Annotated in this window: 17 protein-coding genes; 8 read left to right on the plus strand and 9 right to left on the minus strand. The window is 31.6% G+C overall.

The window, feature by feature from the left end:
• From Q0873_RS08630 to Q0873_RS08645, 4 genes are read left to right on the plus strand one after another with little or no spacing between them, the layout of a single operon-like run.
• On the plus strand, window positions 1-843 hold the full coding sequence (locus Q0873_RS08630; protein WP_299106123.1) for a hypothetical protein: 843 nt from the start codon (window positions 1-3) through the stop codon (window positions 841-843).
• A complete protein-coding gene (locus Q0873_RS08635; RefSeq protein ID WP_299106125.1) occupies window positions 837-1,511 on the plus strand; it encodes an ABC transporter ATP-binding protein in 675 nt (224 codons plus the stop codon). Before Q0873_RS08630 ends, Q0873_RS08635 begins: the two co-directional genes overlap by 7 nt.
• Before the next feature lies 1 nt (window position 1,512).
• Entirely contained in the window at window positions 1,513-2,583 is a 1,071-nt protein-coding gene (locus Q0873_RS08640; protein ID WP_299106127.1) for an efflux RND transporter periplasmic adaptor subunit, read from the plus strand.
• A complete protein-coding gene (locus tag Q0873_RS08645) occupies window positions 2,573-3,811 on the plus strand; it encodes an ABC transporter permease (RefSeq protein WP_299106129.1) in 1,239 nt (412 codons plus the stop codon). The genes Q0873_RS08640 and Q0873_RS08645 overlap by 11 nt, the downstream gene beginning before the upstream one ends.
• Window positions 3,812-3,897: 86 nt before the next feature.
• On the opposite strand, the gene Q0873_RS08650 is transcribed toward Q0873_RS08645, so the two are convergent.
• From Q0873_RS08650 to Q0873_RS08680, 7 genes are all read right to left on the minus strand, one after another.
• Window positions 3,898-4,575 (minus strand): ion channel, encoded by a 678-nt coding sequence (locus Q0873_RS08650; protein WP_299106132.1) that lies wholly within the window; start codon window positions 4,573-4,575, stop codon window positions 3,898-3,900.
• A gap of 12 nt (window positions 4,576-4,587) precedes the next feature.
• Window positions 4,588-5,694 (minus strand): molybdenum cofactor guanylyltransferase, encoded by a 1,107-nt coding sequence (locus Q0873_RS08655; protein ID WP_299106135.1) that lies wholly within the window; start codon window positions 5,692-5,694, stop codon window positions 4,588-4,590.
• Window positions 5,687-6,163 carry a cyclic pyranopterin monophosphate synthase MoaC gene (gene moaC / locus Q0873_RS08660; RefSeq protein ID WP_299106138.1) on the minus strand — a complete coding sequence of 159 codons (477 nt, stop codon included), beginning with the start codon at window positions 6,161-6,163 and terminating at the stop codon, window positions 5,687-5,689. The genes Q0873_RS08655 and moaC overlap by 8 nt, the downstream gene beginning before the upstream one ends.
• Before the next feature lie 143 nt (window positions 6,164-6,306).
• Window positions 6,307-6,600, minus strand: coding sequence for a GIY-YIG nuclease family protein (locus Q0873_RS08665; RefSeq protein ID WP_299106140.1), 294 nt, complete (start codon window positions 6,598-6,600; stop codon window positions 6,307-6,309).
• A 135-nt stretch (window positions 6,601-6,735) separates the two neighbouring features.
• Complete coding sequence (locus Q0873_RS08670; protein WP_299106142.1) at window positions 6,736-7,926, minus strand: molybdopterin molybdotransferase MoeA; 1,191 nt, start codon at window positions 7,924-7,926, stop codon at window positions 6,736-6,738.
• 280 nt (window positions 7,927-8,206) lie between these two features.
• Window positions 8,207-9,196 carry a GTP 3',8-cyclase MoaA gene (gene moaA / locus Q0873_RS08675; protein WP_299106144.1) on the minus strand — a complete coding sequence of 330 codons (990 nt, stop codon included), beginning with the start codon at window positions 9,194-9,196 and terminating at the stop codon, window positions 8,207-8,209.
• Between the two features lie 90 nt (window positions 9,197-9,286).
• Window positions 9,287-11,059, minus strand: a complete 1,773-nt coding sequence (locus Q0873_RS08680) for a DNA mismatch repair protein MutS (protein WP_299106146.1) — start codon at window positions 11,057-11,059, stop codon at window positions 9,287-9,289.
• A 70-nt stretch (window positions 11,060-11,129) separates the two neighbouring features.
• Here Q0873_RS08680 and uvrC point away from each other — a divergent pair, with 70 nt between their 5' ends.
• Window positions 11,130-12,920, plus strand: coding sequence for an excinuclease ABC subunit UvrC (gene uvrC, locus Q0873_RS08685; RefSeq protein WP_299106148.1), 1,791 nt, complete (start codon window positions 11,130-11,132; stop codon window positions 12,918-12,920).
• Window positions 12,921-12,925: 5 nt separating this feature from the next.
• The gene (locus Q0873_RS08690; RefSeq protein WP_299106150.1) at window positions 12,926-15,130 is read left to right on the plus strand and encodes a patatin-like phospholipase family protein; all 2,205 of its coding nucleotides are present in this window, start codon (window positions 12,926-12,928) and stop codon (window positions 15,128-15,130) included.
• A 61-nt stretch (window positions 15,131-15,191) separates the two neighbouring features.
• Here Q0873_RS08690 and Q0873_RS08695 read toward each other — a convergent pair whose 3' ends face one another.
• Together Q0873_RS08695 and Q0873_RS08700 are read right to left on the minus strand one after the other, a co-directional pair.
• On the minus strand, window positions 15,192-16,742 hold the full coding sequence (locus Q0873_RS08695; RefSeq protein ID WP_299106152.1) for a ribonuclease E/G: 1,551 nt from the start codon (window positions 16,740-16,742) through the stop codon (window positions 15,192-15,194).
• 296 nt (window positions 16,743-17,038) lie between these two features.
• Window positions 17,039-17,338, minus strand: a complete 300-nt coding sequence (locus Q0873_RS08700; protein WP_299106154.1) for an HU family DNA-binding protein — start codon at window positions 17,336-17,338, stop codon at window positions 17,039-17,041.
• 133 nt (window positions 17,339-17,471) lie between these two features.
• Between Q0873_RS08700 and mutY the strand changes: the two genes are divergently transcribed.
• On the plus strand, window positions 17,472-18,521 hold the full coding sequence (gene mutY, locus Q0873_RS08705) for an A/G-specific adenine glycosylase (RefSeq protein ID WP_299106156.1): 1,050 nt from the start codon (window positions 17,472-17,474) through the stop codon (window positions 18,519-18,521).
• A 38-nt stretch (window positions 18,522-18,559) separates the two neighbouring features.
• On the plus strand, window positions 18,560-19,000 hold the full coding sequence (gene ssb / locus Q0873_RS08710) for a single-stranded DNA-binding protein (RefSeq protein WP_299106158.1): 441 nt from the start codon (window positions 18,560-18,562) through the stop codon (window positions 18,998-19,000).
• Window positions 19,001-19,016: the final 16 nt, after the last annotated feature.

Here is a 19,016-nt window from a genome sequence, read left to right on the forward strand (position 1 = left end):
ATGAGCGAGAATTATTTCAATCTTTTAAAAGATTATCTAAAAAAATCTAGTACTAGCGAAGCGTATAAAACAATACTAGATATGGATGTTCTGTATTCTAAAGTGTTTTTATCGAGCAAAGAAAAGAACTTAGATAATGCAGTATCAGCACTAAATAAGGCTGAAGACGTATTTAACTTCTCTGTAAAAGGAACAAGTATTGAAGACCATGTAAACATTATAAGGTTGCCTATTATAGCTTACCTGTACTTTAAATTAGATAAATATAAAGAAGCTCATGTATACTTAGAAAATTCAATAGAAGCATCATTGGTTCTTGAACAAAAAAACGAATCTTTTTTACTGGAGATGTATCGAATTCAGCAGTATCATAATAATGCTCGAATTTTCTTCAGAAAAAAGGATTATGATCACTGGACGTATGAGATGAATGCAACATTAATTGAGTTGCTAAACAATAAAAGATCCTTAAACGATCAAGAAGCACAGGTTTTTATAGGGATGGTAGATCAATTGATAAATGAAGCTATCAAATTTAGTGGGATCGTAAAGGAAGAAAAGTATCTAGAAAAGATATTGAGTAATCTACATTTTGAAAATAAACTTTTCGAAACCAATGATAGCTTACAAAAGATTAAGGAGTGGTGTACTATAAAAAGCCATGTGTTTAATAGTCAGTTAGAAGTATTGAATGAGCCTAACAATATTGAAAATATAATATCTGATAGTAAGATTCATAACGCATATAAAAAGTCATTGATAATAAGCATTGCTCCTTATTTAAAAGATGATGTGTTTTTAAAGTATTTAAATGTTTTAAGAAATAAAAGATTAGCATGTTAAGAATAAACGATTTAAATAAAACCTATCGAAATGGAGAGCATAACTTGCATGTTTTAAAAGATATTAGTTTATCTATTAAAGAAGGAGAGTTTGTCTCAATTATGGGTCCCTCAGGTTCAGGAAAATCTACATTACTAAGTATTTTAGGAATTTTAGATTATTCAGACGATGGTTTGTATGAATTGAATGGTATTTCAATCAAAGACCTTAGTCAATCAAAAGCTGCTAAAATTAGAAATAACTTTATAGGTTTTATTTTTCAATCGTTTAATCTTATTCCATATAAATCTGCATTAGAAAACGTTGCTTTGCCTTTGTTTTATCAAAAGAAAAGTAAAAAAGAACGAACAGAAGTTGCTATAGAAAACCTAAAAAAAGTAGGGCTAGGAAACCGTATTCACCATTTGCCAAATGAATTGTCTGGAGGACAAAACCAGCGTGTAGCTATTGCTAGAGCTTTGGCTACATCCCCAAAGATCATTTTGGCAGATGAACCTACTGGAGCATTAGACTCTAAAACTTCTATAGCGATCATGGAATTGTTAAAGGAAATTAATAATAAAGGAATTACGGTGATTGTTATTACACACGAAGATGAAATAGCAAATATGACTGATAGAATAATCTATTTAAAAGACGGTAAAATAAAATCTGATAAACTTGTGTAAAATGAAAAAAATAATAAAAACTACGTTTATAATCTTTGTAGGTCTCCTTTTTATATGGCCTTTATATTATTTCACTACAAAGGAAAAAAGTAAAGAAATCTCTTATGCTTTAGAAAAGCCTAAGAAAAAAGACATTAAGAATTTTGTCATGTGTTCTGGGATTGTGGTTCCTAAGGAAAAAGTAGAAATTAAATCTAGGGTATCTGGAGTTTTAGAAGAGTTGTATGTAAAAAATGGAGATCGAGTTTATAAAGACCAGGTAATAGCCAAAATTGGTATTATTCCAAACATGGCTGAATTAGCTCAAGCAGAATCTAATAAGAATGTTGCTGTAATTAATTATAAGAATCAAAAGGTGTCTTTTGAAAGAAACAAAACACTTTTTGAAAAAGGGATTATATCAAGAGTAGATTTTGAAAAGGTAGAAAATGCCTTTTTAAATGCACAAGAAACACTTAACAATGCAAGAAAAAGATATCGAATTGTAAAATCTGGAAACTATTCGAATTCAGAAAAATCTAATACCTCTATTGTATCTACTATTGATGGTATTGTTACACTATTACCAACTGAAATAGGTGCTTCAATCATTCAAAGTAATAATTTTAATGAAGGTACTACGATTGCTCAAATCGCCAATGTGAAACAAATGATTTTTGAAGGAAGTGTAAAGGAGTATGAAGTAGCAAAATTACAAGAAGGAATGGATGTAATTATAAATTCATCTATAAACAACGAAGATCAAGAAGGGGTATTATCAGAGATTTCAACAAGTGGAAAAAATGCAGATGGAATGATCTTGTTCGATATTAAAACCACACTTTCAAACTTAACAACTAATAAAACTGGGTTTAGTGCCAATGCAAAAATCGTAGTAGAAGAGCGTAAGAATGCTGTATCGATAAAAGAAGAGTGGTTAATTGTAGAAGGAGATTCTACCTATGTTTTAGTACATAAAGGAGCAGATCAGAAAGAAAAGAGGTTGGTAAAGTTAGGATTGTCTGATGGTGTCTATACAGAAGTTATTACAGGATTAAGTGATAATGAAACTCTTAGAATTTATGATAAGTAAAGATGAAATACAAGAAATTGTTCAAACTCTTAAAAAGAATAAGTCAAGAACACTATTAACTGCTTTTGGTGTTTTTTGGGGAATATTCATGCTGTTACTTTTACTAGGTTCGGGAGATGGATTGGAAAAAGGAGTAACGAACATGTTTAGAGGTTTTGATTTAAATAGTTTTCATATTTATAGTAAAACAACTAAAATGCCCTATTTAGGAGTAAAAGAGAATAGAAGAATTCGTTTAAATAATAGCGATTTAGATCTTATAAAACGCAAATATGCAGAAAACATTAAATACATAGGAGCGCGATCATTTACGCATAGCCCAGTATTGGTTCAAAACAAAAATGTAAACGAAAGATATGATGTTTATGGTGTTGATGCAGATATTTTTTATTTGAGAAATATCAACCTAAAAGAAGGTAGGTATATTAGTAATATAGACAATTCAAATAACCGATTAGTAGCCGTTATTGGTTCAGGAGTTCATGAAGAATTGTATAATAATGAAGAGGTAATTGGTAAGTATGTTCAAATAAAATCGAGCTATTATAAAATAGTAGGAGTTTTTGAATCCTTTAGAGAGGGAGAAGAAGCAGAAAATCAAAATAAAACCATATTTATCCCACATTCTACTTTCCAGCATAATTTCAATAGGAAAAACAATATTGATAACATCGGAATTGTGGCTACGAGTATAAAAGCTGAAAAAGAGATTTTAGGTTTTTTAAAAGAGAGGCATCGTGTAAACCCAAAAGATAAAGCAATTTATGCATGGAATACCCGAAAGGAATTTTCAAAATATCAGGGATTATTTAAGGCCATAAGAATATTTATGTGGGTAATAGGTATTGGAACCTTATTATCAGGAATTGTTGGGGTTAGCAATATTATGGTAATCAATATTAAAGAAAGAACAAAGGAAATAGGAATTAGAAAAGCCATTGGAGCAACCCCCTTGTCTATAATTAAAATGATCGTTTTAGAATCGGTTTTTTTAACAGGGATGTCCGGATATATTGGTTTGTCTATAGGACTACTTTTTGTAGAAGGAATTAATTACACCATTAATACGTTTAACATGAAAAGCGAATTTTTCTTAAATCCTGAAATCAATTTACAAATAGTAGTTGCCTCTATTATAACATTAGTAATCGCTGGATTCTTTGCAGCGTTTCTTCCTGCACGTAGAGCAGCTCTTATTAAGCCAATTATAGCCTTAAGAGAAAATTAAAATCATTACTATTTCAACATTTTAAGTAAACTAAGAAAGTGCTAAGTGTTGAAATAGTATTTCATAAGTTTCAATGCTTCTAAATTTTACTTTTTACTAGTGCTATACCGAATGTATTTTTCAACTACAATAGCAGTAACAATAGCAATATAAAACTGTCCTACTAATCCCACTAAAATAGCCGCTTTTTGCGCGATAGGAGTTGCGGGTATAATTTCCCCGTAACCAATGGTTAGTAAGGTGATATAAGCGTAATACATAATAGAATCTGTAAGTGCGTTGATATCACTTCCCTCCGTAATTAATACTCCCTGAAACGAACCAGGATTCCAGATTTCAATAGACATAAACAAGAAAAAAGCTAAAAAACCTAAGGAAATGTAACCACTCATTAATCCCAATATAACCTTTTTATCTACGGTTTTTTCATGCCACACTTGCTTAATAATACTCCAAGTAACCATGATATAAAACACAAAATAAATGGTAAGTCGGAGTTGTCCTAATTCTTCTGATTCATTTCCTTTTTGAATCATTTTTCCTCCAAATACAAAGGCCGAAACAATAAAAAGTGCTATAAAAAACCATAAGTGTTTTTTATGCTTAGAAATCATCAACATTCCTGTGATGATATTGAATAGAAAAAAAACAGGTAGTATAACTTCTTCGAAAAACTGAAAGGGAAATATAAGGGAACCAAACAAAATGAGTATTTGAGATATTAAGAAAATCTCAAATCGGTGTTTATATAAATCCTTTAGCATAGGTTTTAGTTGTTAGTTAATTTCTTTTTTTGCTTCCTCATACTCCTCTGGAGTATTGATGTTTCTGATGAAATCATCATCGATTTCTACAATTTCAACATCAGAATTAATCAACATTTTACGCGGACAAGAATATCCTTGCGCTAAATATTGCAATAATTTCCCGTAGGCTTTTGGTTCGTAAATAGTAATCAATGGCTCCGGAAACTCTTTTCCTTTTCCTTTAACTGCAGTAGCTACTTTACTCGGATTCCTTTTTTGTAAAACCAATTGAATTAGTTCAGTGTTTACAAAAGGCACATCTGTGGCCAATACAAACCAAGCTGAATTTGGGTCTTGCTGTAATGCAGAACAAATTCCACCAAACGGACCTAAATTTAAGAAAGTATCATGAATTTCTTCTGAATTGTTGTTGTTTTGAGCAACTGAATAAAAGGTTTTTAGCGAGTTCTCCTCTAATAATTCTTTTACATGTTCCTTTTGAGGCTTACCAAAATAGTTCAATTCAGCCTTATCAGTTCCCATTCGAGTACTTTTCCCTCCAGTTAATACCAATCCTTTTACAGGTGCAATGGTTTCTTTAATTAGGTTATGAATGTGATTGGTAATTTTATCAATCTCATTAATTGAGTAACTCGTGATATTTTCAATATTAGGAAACTTCTCTTTTAAGCAATCAAAATATGGAGTATTCGTGTCTAACTTAATGATAAATTGAATGCTGGTAATTTGATCTATTCTCTTTTTGATAGAAGCTTCTTTTTCTAGATCTAAAATTAAGATTTGTTTGGCTCCTGGATAATGATTTCCGTTTACAAATACATAATCGTAGTTGTAAAACTGTAACCGTTGTTCGTATTTGTTAATATAAGACGCTGTATTAAGCTGTAAGTTCCCTTCATGATGGAAAGTGTATTCCGACAATCTATTTGGCTCCACATCTTTTGCATGGGACGCATCAAAATAAGCTAAATTATAATTGGATAATTTGTTGGAAACTTGTGTAACAATATCAGCAATAATTCCACATTTAGCTCCTAAAATAACCACTTCGTTTGGAGCGTTGGTATCGTTGTGTTTTTTTGCTAAGTTGGTGTGTTTTTGATGCTTTTTATCCATTTTTTATATCCGATTTCCCACCGGTCTTTTCAATTAGTTGTATTTCTTTGATTACCATTTTCTGACTAATAGCTTTGCACATGTCGTAAATGGTTAGACAAGTAGCAGAAGCTCCTGTTAAGGCTTCCATTTCTACGCCTGTTTTTCCTTCAATTGTTACTTTGCAAAACACCTCAATATGTTCGTTGTCGGTAATATTTATATCAATGTCAACTCCGTTGATTAATAAAGGGTGACACATTGGAATGATATCTGAAGTTTTCTTTACGGCTTGGATACCAGCAATGATAGCCGTTTGAAAAACCGGACCTTTTTTGGTAATCAGTTCGTTGTTGTTAAAATGACCTATAATTTCAGAACCTAAAAACATAGTAGCTTTAGCAATAGCAACACGTTTCGTGATTTTTTTATCAGAAACATTGACCATTTTAGGTTGGTTTTGTTCGTTTATGTGTGAGAAATTACTCATTAAACTCTATTTTATTTTGATGTCACATCGAGAGGATTTATGAGGGACGAAATAAATTTGTATCGAGATGCTTAGTAATTGGTTCTCGATACAATTTTCACTCATTTCAATCGTGAAAATCACTCGAACTGACAGTGTTGTTTTTAGTTCTTAAACTTCTTCTTTGCTAAGTTAGGAAGTTTTTCAAATTCATTATTAATCAAGGCTTCTTTTTTGACTCTTGACCATTTTTTAATTTGTTTTTCCTTTTCAATAGCCATATCAACATTGGTGAACTCACAATAAAAAACAAGTTGAACAGGTTTTCTCTTGGAGGTATAACTATCTTGATAAGTTCCATTTTGATGTTGAATAACCCTTTGAGACAAATTAGAGGTAATGCCTGTATAATAGGTTTTATCGGAACATTGTAATATGTACACATAGTAAGCTTTCACCTTTTCATTTTAATTTTGACGTCACATCGAGTGGATTTATGAGGGACGAAATAAATTTGTATCGAGATGCTTAGTAATTAGTTCTCGATATAATTTTTACTCATTTTTATCTTGAAAACCATTCGTATTGATAGCTTAACTATATTGTATTACAGGATACACACTCCCTTTAACAAACGTAGTTTCCGTTGTTTTAGGTAATACAATAAAACCATTTGCTTCTACTAAACTCGCTAAATCTCCAGAACCATTTCCTTTAATCGGAGTTGCTAGTAATTGTCCGTTTTCAGTATGTGTTTTTACCTGTAAAAAGTAAGTTAACTCAGGTTTAAAGGTTACCTCTTCCGTTAAGGTGGCAGTTTGTAGGTTTTCTACTAATCCCACTGATTTATGATACCAAGCATAAAAATATACTAAGCAGTTTACAAAAGTCGAAACCGGGTTTCCTGGGAATGCAAACACTTTACAATTGTGTGTTTGTCCTGCCCAAAATGGTTTTCCTGGACGTTGTGCAACTCTATGAAATAATTTTTCTACTCCTAATTCATCTAAAACCTCAGGTAAATAATCGAACTTTCCTTTGCTTACTGCTCCAGAGAAAAGCAATACATCATACTGATGTAAAAAACCAGCTATTTTTTCTTTTAAAACTACTTTGTCATCGGTAATATGAGCTGTTTCTGACGGAATCTTTAGTTCTTTTAATAAAGAAACCAAGGTATACACATTACTTCTTCGTATTTGGTGTGCTTCTGGGGTTTCTGTTACATCCACCAATTCATCACCAGTAGAAACAATCATTACTTTAGGAAGCTTCGCAACCTTTACGGTTGCTTTTCCTACAGTTGCTAACACTCCAATATCTGCTGGAGAAATTTGTTTGTTTTTTTCAATTAATACGGTTCCCTCTGTTTTATCAGAACCTTGCGTATGTATGTTTTGTCCTTCGGTAATTTCATCTAGGTTTACCGTCGCCATAAGTGTGTTAATACTCACATCTTCATAACGAATCACGGTATCACAATTATCAGGCAATACGGCCCCCGTCATTACCTCATAACAATTCGCAGCATTGTCCATTGTTTCTTGTGGACTCCCAGCAGGCTGAATTCCTTCAATCTTAAAGTCGCGAACTCCATATTGAAAAAAACGGTAATTAATGGCAATACCGTCCATAGCAACACGATTAAAAGGAGGAAAATCTCTATCGGCAATAATATCTTCCTTTAAAATTCTTCCTACAGATTCTAAAAAAGGAATCTCTTCAGTTCCAAAATCTTGTGTGTTGCTTAAAATTATATGTTTAGCTTCTTCTACTGTTATCATAATTAATTAATGTAGGCTATTAAGTAGCTTACACTAAAATACAGCATGTAACTTATACCTAAAACAGTAATAATCCATGAATGCTTTTTAGTTAAGCTAATTTTGTTTAAAACTAGGTGTATGCTGAGTGTTAGCCCTGCAATGAAGAACATAAAAAAAATAAAGTAAAATACCCTAAAGTGAGGTAGTACGATAAAAACCAATGAAGTAATTATTGCAGTGGATATAATAGCGTATTTATTATATGTAGTATTACAGAGTTGTTTCATGTTGAATTACTTTATCCACCAATGGTACTCATACTTTCAGAAACATTTCCTTTTCTATTAGCCTCAGCAACAAAACCATTTTCAGGTTTTTCTTTGATGAGCTTTAAAAACAATGCTTTTAAATCATCATTACTAGCACCATCTCTTATAAAATCACGAAGATTAAATACACCATCATCAAACAAACAGTTTTTAAACGTTCCTGTTGCTGTTACTCGAATACGATTGCAATCGTTACAAATGGTTCTGGTAAATGCAGGTATAATCCCAATATTTCCTTTAAAACCATTTACTTGATAGTTTCTTGAAGTAGATGATTTTTCAGAAATCAATTCTGTAATATCATATTCCGATTGTATTTCTTTTAAAATACGTGCAAAATTCCAGTTCTCTTGAATATCTCGTTGTCCTTTTCCATTGAAAGGCATTTCTTCAATAAATCGAACCGCAATATTTTTATCCTTAGTTAAACGTACAAAGTCATTAATCTCATCTGTGTTAAAATTCGATTGAACTACCACATTTAACTTCAAGTTTAACGAACTTTTTTCTAATAATTCAAAAGCCTCATATACTTCGGTAAAAACATCTCTTCTTGTAATTTTAGCAAACTTATCTGGGTGTAAACTGTCTATACTTAGGTTAATATTTTTAACCTTTTCAAGACTTTCTAATGTTTTTATATGCTTACTAACTAAGGCCCCATTGGTAGTAATGTTTATGTCTTTTAGAAGGTCGTTGTACGATAACATTTCTAAAAAGCTCATGAAATCTCTACGAGCAAAGGGTTCTCCTCCTGTAAGCCTTACTTTGGTAACACCAAGTTCTGTAAGTACACGAACAATGCGGTACATTTCTTTATAGCTCAATAGTTCCTTTCTAGGAACAATATCAATACCCTTTGCTGGCATACAATATTGACAACGAAGATTACAACGATCGGTAATTGCCAATCGCACATAATTAATTTGTCTACCAAAACTATCTATAAGTCCATGCATATAACAAAGGTACGGATTAAAGAATCAATAATTTACTGTCATTTGTCATAGTTTTAGAGCGTATTTATACCTTGCAGCTTCAAACTAGACTTATACAATTTCCATTTTTTTCAGAAGGAAAGATGCATTCATGTTTTTACAAATCCCCTCTTTCATTTTATAATCAAAAAACAACTCATCATTGATGATTTCAGCGTCGAAATAATGATTCTCTATTTGCGGCGCATAGTCACTTGCCAATTCACATAAACTGATATCGTGTGTAGCAATAATTCCAGTAGAATTTGATTTGCTTAGTCTTTCAATAAATTTCTTAGAACCCAAAGCTTTATCTTTGCTATTGGTTCCTTTTAAGATTTCATCTAACACAATGAAATAAGTATCATTAGCTAATTCGTCAACAATAAATTTCAAGCGTTTCAATTCTGAATAAAAGTACGATTCATCATCGGTTAATGAATCTGAAGTACGCATACTTGTAATAAGTTTTATTGGAGTATAGCTATAATTTTCTGCACAAATAGGAAGTCCACAATTGGCCATGATAATAGACAATGATATCGTTCGTAAAAAAGTACTTTTTCCTGCCATGTTTGCTCCGGTAATGATAAAAAACTGTTCGGAATTGATACCAAAATCGTTGTCAACTCTTTTAGTAGGATTTAATAATGGATGCCCTAGGTTTTTAGCAGTAATAACGGCTGTTTCTTTCTGAATATTAGGAAAAGTATAGCTCGGGTGGTTGTATACAAAATTGGCTAATGAGTTTTGCGCATCAAAGAAACTAACGGTATCAAACCATTGCGCCACTACATTTTTATATTGAGCAATCCATTGTTCTGTTTTTAAAGCATTTTGAATATCCCATAAAAACAAACCATTTCCAACCAATGCAATTAATAAATTGTTTCGCTGATCAAACGCATCTAATATCTTAGAGAATTTTTTAAAAATAACAGACGCTTTTTCATTTTCGGAAGCAATATCTTGTTGTTTCTCTTGAAGTATTGTAGAAGAAAATTGTTGGTTTTCTATTTGTTCTAAGAGTAAATAGTATTGTTTAAAAATATCCTTTGCGTGATTGGCATCGGTATAGAGTTTTTGCGTTGCTTTTAAGTTAGAAACGGTAACTCCCAAACCAATAAAAAACCACAATAAAAGCACAGAAAAACTAATGATTTTAAATGTTAAGAGTGCAATTAAACCAATTGAAATTATAGGAAACACTTTAGTAACTACCGAAAGAAAGTTGGGTAATTTAGAAGTGTATTGCTGTATCCATAGTATAATTACCGAGGTGTCTTTTTTTGTAGACACTAAGCTTTCTAATGCTGAAAAATGTTGTCTCCATGTTGCTTTGGTAGAAAGCTCTTGTAAAGCTTTTTGTTTTTCAGGAATATTAGCAATATGATTGCTAGATAAAGTTTCGACCAGTAATTTTTTTCCATCATTGGTTACTGTTCTATTGATGAATTGAAAGAAAGAACCTTTTCCAAATAAATCTATGTCATTACTAAAAAAATGTAATGGGTCGATAAACTCCTTACCGGTGTCTAATGTATGGTAATTACCATTTAAAACTTCTAGTTCGGTGGTATTGATGCTTTTTTTAGCATGAACTATTTTTCTTTCTTCCTTTAGCTTTTGATGATGTAGTACTAAATAAATAAAAGCAGCTAGTCCAATTACCCCAATAATTATAGGAGTGTACGGAGTTTTAAATGTATAATAGACTCCCATTGCAGTAGCCAAAAAAACGGTAAACCGAAGTATACGAATGCTCAAAATCTTCTTTGAAACTTCAGTGTGTTTTTTGTCTAATTCAACAAGTTGGGATTTATAAAATTCAATAGGTTTTTGCATTGTAAAATAAATAAGGGTAAAAGTACGTCTTTACTGGGAATATATTTTTTAGAAGTCGTATTTTCGTTGTATGCCAACACCATTAGAACTACAAATAAAAACATTGCCTAATTCACCTGGGGTATATCAATATTTTGATAAGGAAGATGTAATTATTTATGTTGGAAAAGCTAAAAATCTAAAAAAACGTGTTTCCTCTTATTTTACTAAAAATCATGAGTATGGAAAAACACGAGTTTTGGTGAAAAAGATTGTACGCATTGAACATATTGTGGTTGATACGGAGACAGACGCTTTGTTGTTAGAAAATAGTCTTATAAAAAAGCATCAGCCAAAATACAATGTAATGTTGAAGGATGATAAAACCTATCCTTGGATTTGTATTAAGAAAGAGCGATTTCCTAGAGTTTTTATGACGCGTAGAGTAATAAAAGATGGTTCCGAGTATTTTGGACCTTATACAAGTGTAAAAACAATAAACTCTTTGTTTTATTTAATAGACGAGATTTATTCAGTAAGAACTTATAAATACGATATTGGAAGGAAGAAGAGTAACTATCAGCATTATGTGGGTTCTTTAGAACATCAAATTAAAAGCTTAAAAAATCCTACTCGTAGTACCCAAACAGAGGAGCAATACATGGCAGATATTAATGATATTCGAAATATCATTAAAGGAAACTTTAAGGAAAGTGTTATTAAACTTAAAGCTTTAATGGGTAATTATGCTCAAGAGATGAGGTTTGAGGAAGCGCAAGAGGTAAAGGAGAAAATAGAAGTTTTGCAGAATTACCAGGCTAAATCTACCGTAGTGAATCCATCTATTAACAATGTAGATGTATTTTCCATTATTTCTGATGAATCACATGGATATGCGAATTTCTTCAAAGTTATGAACGGGTCTATTGTACAGTCATATACTACAGAAATCAAAAAGAAATTAGAAGAAACAGATAAGGAACTGTTAGAATTATTTATTGTTGAAACACGCAATAGATTTGATTCACTTTCAAAAGAAGTATACGTTCCATTTGAAGTTGATTTGGGTGAAAATATTAAGGTTACGGTACCGAAGCTTGGAGATAAGAAAAGAATTGTAGAGTTATCGGAAAGAAATGCCAAGTATTACCGTCAGGAACAATTCAAGCAAATAAAAATTGTTGATCCAGATAGACATGTGAAGCGAATTATGGGTCAAATGCAAAAGGATTTGCGTTTGCGTGTAGAACCTAGGCATATAGAATGTTTTGATAACTCAAATATTCAAGGAACACACCCGGTTGCGGCTTGTGTGGTTTTTAAAAACGGAAAACCAAGCAAAAAGGAGTATCGACATTTCAATATTAAAACTGTTGAAGGACCCGATGATTTTGCATCTATGGAAGAAGTTGTATTTCGTAGATATAAACGATTGTTAGAAGAAAATCAACCCTTACCTCAATTAATTGTAATTGATGGAGGAAAAGGGCAATTATCATCTGCTTTAAAAAGTTTAGATGCTTTAGAATTACGAGGGAAGATAGCCATTATTGGTATTGCAAAACGACTTGAGGAGATTTATTACCCGGGAGATTCCATTCCTTTGTATTTAGATAAAAAGTCAGAAACGCTTAAGATTATTCAGCATTTGAGAAATGAAGCACACCGTTTTGGTATTACGTTTCATAGAAATAAACGAAGTAAGAGTGCTATTCAATCTGAATTAGAACAAATACCAGATGTTGGTAAACAAACGATAACCAGTCTTTTACGTAAATTTAAGTCGGCAAAGAGAGTAAAAGAAGCCTCTATGGAAGAGTTAATAGAAATTGTTGGGAATTCTAGAGCGCAAAAAATTTATAACCACTATCATAAAAAGTAATAGAAATGAGAAAATTGCTACTATATATTTTATTTCTTCCATTGTTTGTTTTAGCACAGGAACAACCCAAAATAGGTTTGGTACTAAGTGGAGGCGGAGCTAAAGGATTTGCTCATATTGGAGTGTTAAAAGAATTAGAAAAAGCAGGAGTACAAGTTGATTATATTGGAGGTACCAGTATGGGAAGTATTGTAGGCGGTTTGTACGCGTCTGGCTATTCTCCTGAACAAATTGAAAAAATAGTAGTAGACATTGATTTTGTGTCTTTGCTACAAGATGAAATTCCTAGAAGAGAAAAACCGTTTTTTAAGAAGGAGTATGGTGAGAAGTATGCTATTTCCTTACCGATTAAAAAAGATGGCTTAGGATTACCGCTAGGACTTTCAAAAGGACAAAATGTATTAAACTTCTTAACTGAATTATTAGCTCCTGTTGATGATGTCAATGATTTTTCAAAACTTCCAATACCTTTTTATTGTGTAGCAACTAACATAGAAACTAGTGAAGAAGTTGTGTTAGAGAAAGGATCTTTACCACTGGCGCTTAGAGCAAGTGCCGCTTTTCCTTCTTTATTAAATCCAGTTGAGGTAGATGGTAAATTGTTAGTGGATGGTGGTGTAGTGAACAACTTTCCTGTAAATATTATGAAGAAAAAGGGAGTTGATTTGATCATTGGTGTAAATGTACAAGGACAGTTGTTAAAAAGGGAAGAATTATCTTCTATAGCCTCTTTGTTAATGCAGATTATTAACTTTCAGATGTATAAAAGATCTGATGAGCAGGTTGAATTACTCGATATATACATGAGGCCAGATATATTAGAGTATAGTGTAATTTCTTTTGACAAAAAAGAAGGAATTATAAGAGAAGGAATAAAATCAGCTAAACCTTATAAGGCAGTTTTTGATAGTATAGCCAAGCTTCAGACAAATAAAACAATTAGACCTAAAATCAAATTAGAACAAAGCAAATTCTTAATAGATAGAATTGTTATCAATGGAAACAAAAACTATACAAATAATTACGTTTTAGGGAAGTTACAGCTAAAAGAAGGAGATAGTTCTTCTTATAAAATGATCTCAAAAAAAATAGGAACCTTAACGGCAACAAATAATTTTAAAAGAATAGACTATCATTTAGAGCCATCATTTAAAGGGAAAAAATTAGTGGTAAGTTTAAAAGAAGATGAAATAGAACGCTTTGTACGTTTAGGTTTACATTATGATTTGTTGTATAAATCGGCAGTATTACTGGGTTATAACCATAAGAAGTTATTGTTTCAGAACGATGAGTTGTTATTTGATTTGGGAGTTGGAGATAGAATTCGATATAATTTAGAGTATTTTATAGATAATGGGTTGGCTCCTAGTTTTGGATTTTCATCGAGGTATAATTCTTTTAAAAACAATTTCCCATTTAATGAGCAGGTAAATAATATAAATGCCAAGTACGAAGATTTTACGAATAAACTTTTTGTACAAACAACTTTAGATAAAAAGTTCGCATTAGGGATTGGATTAGAGAATAAAAAAATTAAAGTATCCACAGAAACCATTTTAGACCCTAGCGGAGAAGAAGTTATTTTTGATAATAGCAATTATATTAATTCATTCCTCTTTTTAAAGCTAGACACATTTGATAAGAAGTTGTTCCCTACCAAAGGGTTTCGTGCAGACATAGGTTTTAAATGGTATATGTGGTCAGATAGAAATGACAGGTTAAACGATTTTCATAGTAGTGCACAACAACCATTTCAACAATTTTCTCAACTGCAAGGTAGTGTTAGTTTTGCCACTACATTCATGGATAAATTGACCTTTCAATATATTTCAGATGCAGGGTATACCTTAGGAAAAAAATCATCTTTAATTTTCGACTACCGACTAGGAGGATATAATCAGAACTTCATTAATAATTTTGTTCCTTTTTATGGGTATGATGTATCGGAATTAGTAAACCAGTCTTTTTTAAGATCTGAGTTTAACTTTAGATATGAGGTTTTTGATAAGCAATACGCTTCTTTTATAGCGAATTATGCTAGAGTTGAAGAAGATGTTTTAAAAAGCGGAAGTTTATTTAAAAATACCAAATCAGGGTATGCAGTAGGATATAGTCTAGAAACTTTCTTAGGACCTATAGAAATAAAGTATAGCTGGTCGCCAGACCATGATGAGAAGTATTGGTTACTCAACCTAGGATTCTGGTTTTAAAGCATAAAAAAAGCTCAATTCTATTAGAATTGAGCTTTTTATTTCATAATAAGATAATGCCTTACTTACTTTTTTTCTTCTTCTTTTTATCAAAGAAAAATTTGTATTGTAAGTATTGGTAAGCATCTCTAGGTAAAACTTTTATCCACTTTTTGTGTCTTACAAACCATTTAAAACGAATTGAATTTACTCCTTTAGTTAAATAGGCAGCTATAAATGGATGTACGTTTAAAGTAATATTCTTGTTGTTGTTATTACTGATGATACGTTCCAATTCTGCTTCTATTTTTTCAACTAATACAATAGGAGCTTCCACTTCGCCATCTCCATTACTTGGATTTGGTTCGCGAGTTTTTATATGTAATTCAGGTCGTACACGTTGTCTTGTAATTTGTACTAATCCAAATTTACTCGGAGGTAAAATTTTGTGTTTTGTACGGTCTAAAGACATCGCTTCTTTAAGGTGTTGATATAAAACTTGACGATTTTCTGCCGATTTCATATCGATAAAATCAACTACTATAATTCCTCCCATGTCACGTAATTGTAACTGGCGAGCGATTTCAGTAGCTGCAATTAAATTAACTTCTAATGCAGTTTCTTCTTGACTTTTAGCTTTGTTTGATCTATTACCGCTATTTACATCAATAACGTGCAAAGCTTCTGTGTGCTCAATAACTAAATAAGCACCTTTACTCATAGAAACTGTTTTTCCAAACGATGTTTTAATTTGTCGTTCTATACCGAATTTCTCAAAAATAGGTGTTTGCGAACGATGTAATTTTACAATCTTTTCTTTTTCAGGATATATTTCTTGTAAATATTCCTTGATTTCTATTTTTAATGCTTCATCGTTGGTAATGATACTTGTAAAAGAATCGTTCATCACATCTCTTAGTATGGAAGATGCTCTGTTTAACTCGCTTAATATTTTGGTTGGTGTGTTTTGATTTGAAATACGTTTACACATACTTTTCCAACGCTCTAACGAGTTTTGTAAATCTTTATCTAGTTCTGCTACCTTTTTACCCTCGGCAACAGTACGTAAAATAAGTCCAAACCCTTTTGGCTTGATACTTCTTGCTAATTTTTTTAAACGTTCTTTTTCTTTGTTATCTTGTATCTTTTGTGATACAGATACTCTGTCTGAAAAAGGAACTAATACTAAAAATCTACCAGCAATAGACAACTCAGAACTTATTCGAGGTCCTTTGGTAGAAATGGGTTCTTTTACAATTTGTACTAATAAATTTTGACCTGATTTTAGTACGTCAATAATACTTCCGTCTTTATTAATATCTTCTTCAGAACGGAAGTTTTTTAAAGTGAACTCTTTGTATTTACCTGTGCTTACTTTCTTAATGAACTTATTCAAAGATTGTACTTGCGGACCTAAATCATGATAGTGTAAAAAACCATCTTTAGGATAACCTACATTTACAAATGCAGCGTTTAAGCCAGACATTACTTTACCAATTTTAGCAAGAAAAATATCTCCTACTGAAAATTTGTTGTCGTTTGTCTCTTTGTTTAGTTCAATAAGTTTACCATCTCGTAGTAAGGCAAAATCAATATCAGAAGAATTTGAACGAATAATTAATTCTGTTTTCATCTGAAAAGATTTTTAGCCAACACAATGCTATGAATTGTGCAGACGGATTAAAATTTGTGAACAGGTATTAAAAAACCAATTAAGGTTTTATAACCATGATTTCAATGAACTTTTAAGCTATATAAGCAAAACGGAAAAAGTAAGCTACTGCTTACTTTTTCTTATGACGGTTTGCTCTTGCTCTTTTTTTTCTTTTGTGTGTAGAGATCTTAGCTCTCTTTCTTTTTTTACCACTTGGCATAATTAAAATGTTTTTAATAAAACCCTAGGGTTTTGGTTAATATAATATCGTGTAATTACTTTGTTTCTTCAACTTTTACCTTAGCCTTAACTCCTTCTGTAAATACTTTTGAAGGTTTAAAAGCTGGAATATTGTGTGCAGGAATTTTGATAGTAGTATTTTTAGAAATATTTCTACCAGTTTTTTCTGCTCTTGTTTTGATAATAAAGCTACCAAAACCTCTTAAATAAACATTATCGCCACTTTCTAATGCACCTTTTACCTCTTCCATAAACGCTTCAACAGTCGCTAAAACATCTGCTTTTTCAATTCCGCTCTTATCTGAAATCTTTGATACGATATCTGCTTTTGTCATTATAAATATTTTTTGATTTGTTTTCTTTAAAAATTGAGGATGCAAATATATGATAATTAATCTATTCCGAAAATTTTTAAGATTAAAATTATCTTACGAAAATACAGTACTTTCGCATTGCAAATTTCAGAAAATGAATTTTAATAACAAATTGAAACACTGGTATTTACAAAATAACAGAGAACTTCCTTGGCGAAAAACTAAAGATCCATACCATATTTGGTTAAGCGAAATCATGCTTCAACAAACGCGAGTAGCACAAGGTTTGCCGTACTATTTAAGGTATATAGAGGCTTTCCCAACGGTGTTTCATTTGGCAGAAGCATCTGAAGAAAAGGTGTTAAAACTGTGGCAAGGCTTGGGGTATTACTCTAGAGCTAGAAATTTGCATTTCACAGCTAAATACATCGCAAACGAATTAAATGGAGAATTTCCTGGAAATTATAAAGATTTGTTAAAATTAAAAGGAGTGGGTGATTATACCGCCTCAGCCATTGCTTCAATTTGTTTTAATGAAGCTGCTGCAGTGGTAGATGGTAATGTATATAGAGTGCTTTCTAGATATTTTGGAATTGAAACACCTATTAATTCAACAAAAGGAATTAAAGAGTTTAAAGAATTGGCACAAACACTCATAGATACAAAGGAACCTGGAGTGTATAATCAGGCTATTATGGATTTTGGAGCATTACATTGTAAACCCCAAAAACCATTGTGTGATGAATGTCATATAAGTTCGAGTTGTGTTGCTTTAGAAAAAGACTTGGTAGGCACCTTACCTATTAAGGAGAAAAAGATAAAGGTTCGAAAACGATACTTTAATTATTTAGTATTGAAAACTGCAAATGGATATACCATGTTAAATGAAAGAAAAGGTAAAGGTATTTGGCAAGGGTTGTATGAGTTCCCCTTAGTAGAAACTCAAAAACCTATTGAATCAGTTAAAGAATTGATTAATGATAAAGGTTTTGAAGATTTATTTCAATCGGATGTTTCTATTTCATTGTTTAATACCAAAGATGTGGTACATAAGTTGTCACACCAACATTTGTATACAAAGTTTTGGGTAATAGAAATAGAGAAACATATAAAAGCAACTATAAAATGGAATGAGGTTGAAGAATATCCAGTTCCTGTTTTAATAGATAAGTTTTTAACCAATTTTAAAAAGGACAAAATCTAAAAATTTGTATATTTGATTTTATCGTAAATTAAAATGTTATGGCAGGAACAATCAATAAAGTAATGCTTATTGGGCATTTAGGAGATGAGGTAAAGATGCATTATTTTGAAGGAGGAAACTCTATCGGGCGTTTTCCTTTAGCTACTAACGAAACATATACCAATCGTCAAACAGGAGAGCGTATCACAAATACCGAATGGCATAATATAGTGGTACGAAATAAGTTGGCAGAGATTTGTGAAAAATACCTTTCAAAAGGAGATAGAGTATATTGTGAAGGTAGAATAAAAACAAGACAGTACGAGGTCGATGGTCAAAAAAGATATACTACAGAAATTCATGTACAAGACATGACTTTTTTATCGACTAAGAAGGAAACAAGTGCTCCACCAACGCAAGGACAAAGTAATGCAGGAACACAATCAACAAACCAAGAATCACCAGCTTCTTTTAATGAAGATGATGATTTACCATTTTAATGTATAACTAAAACAA

It is taken from the genome of uncultured Tenacibaculum sp. (genome assembly GCF_947498805.1).
Classification (GTDB): Bacteria; Bacteroidota; Bacteroidia; order Flavobacteriales; family Flavobacteriaceae; genus Polaribacter.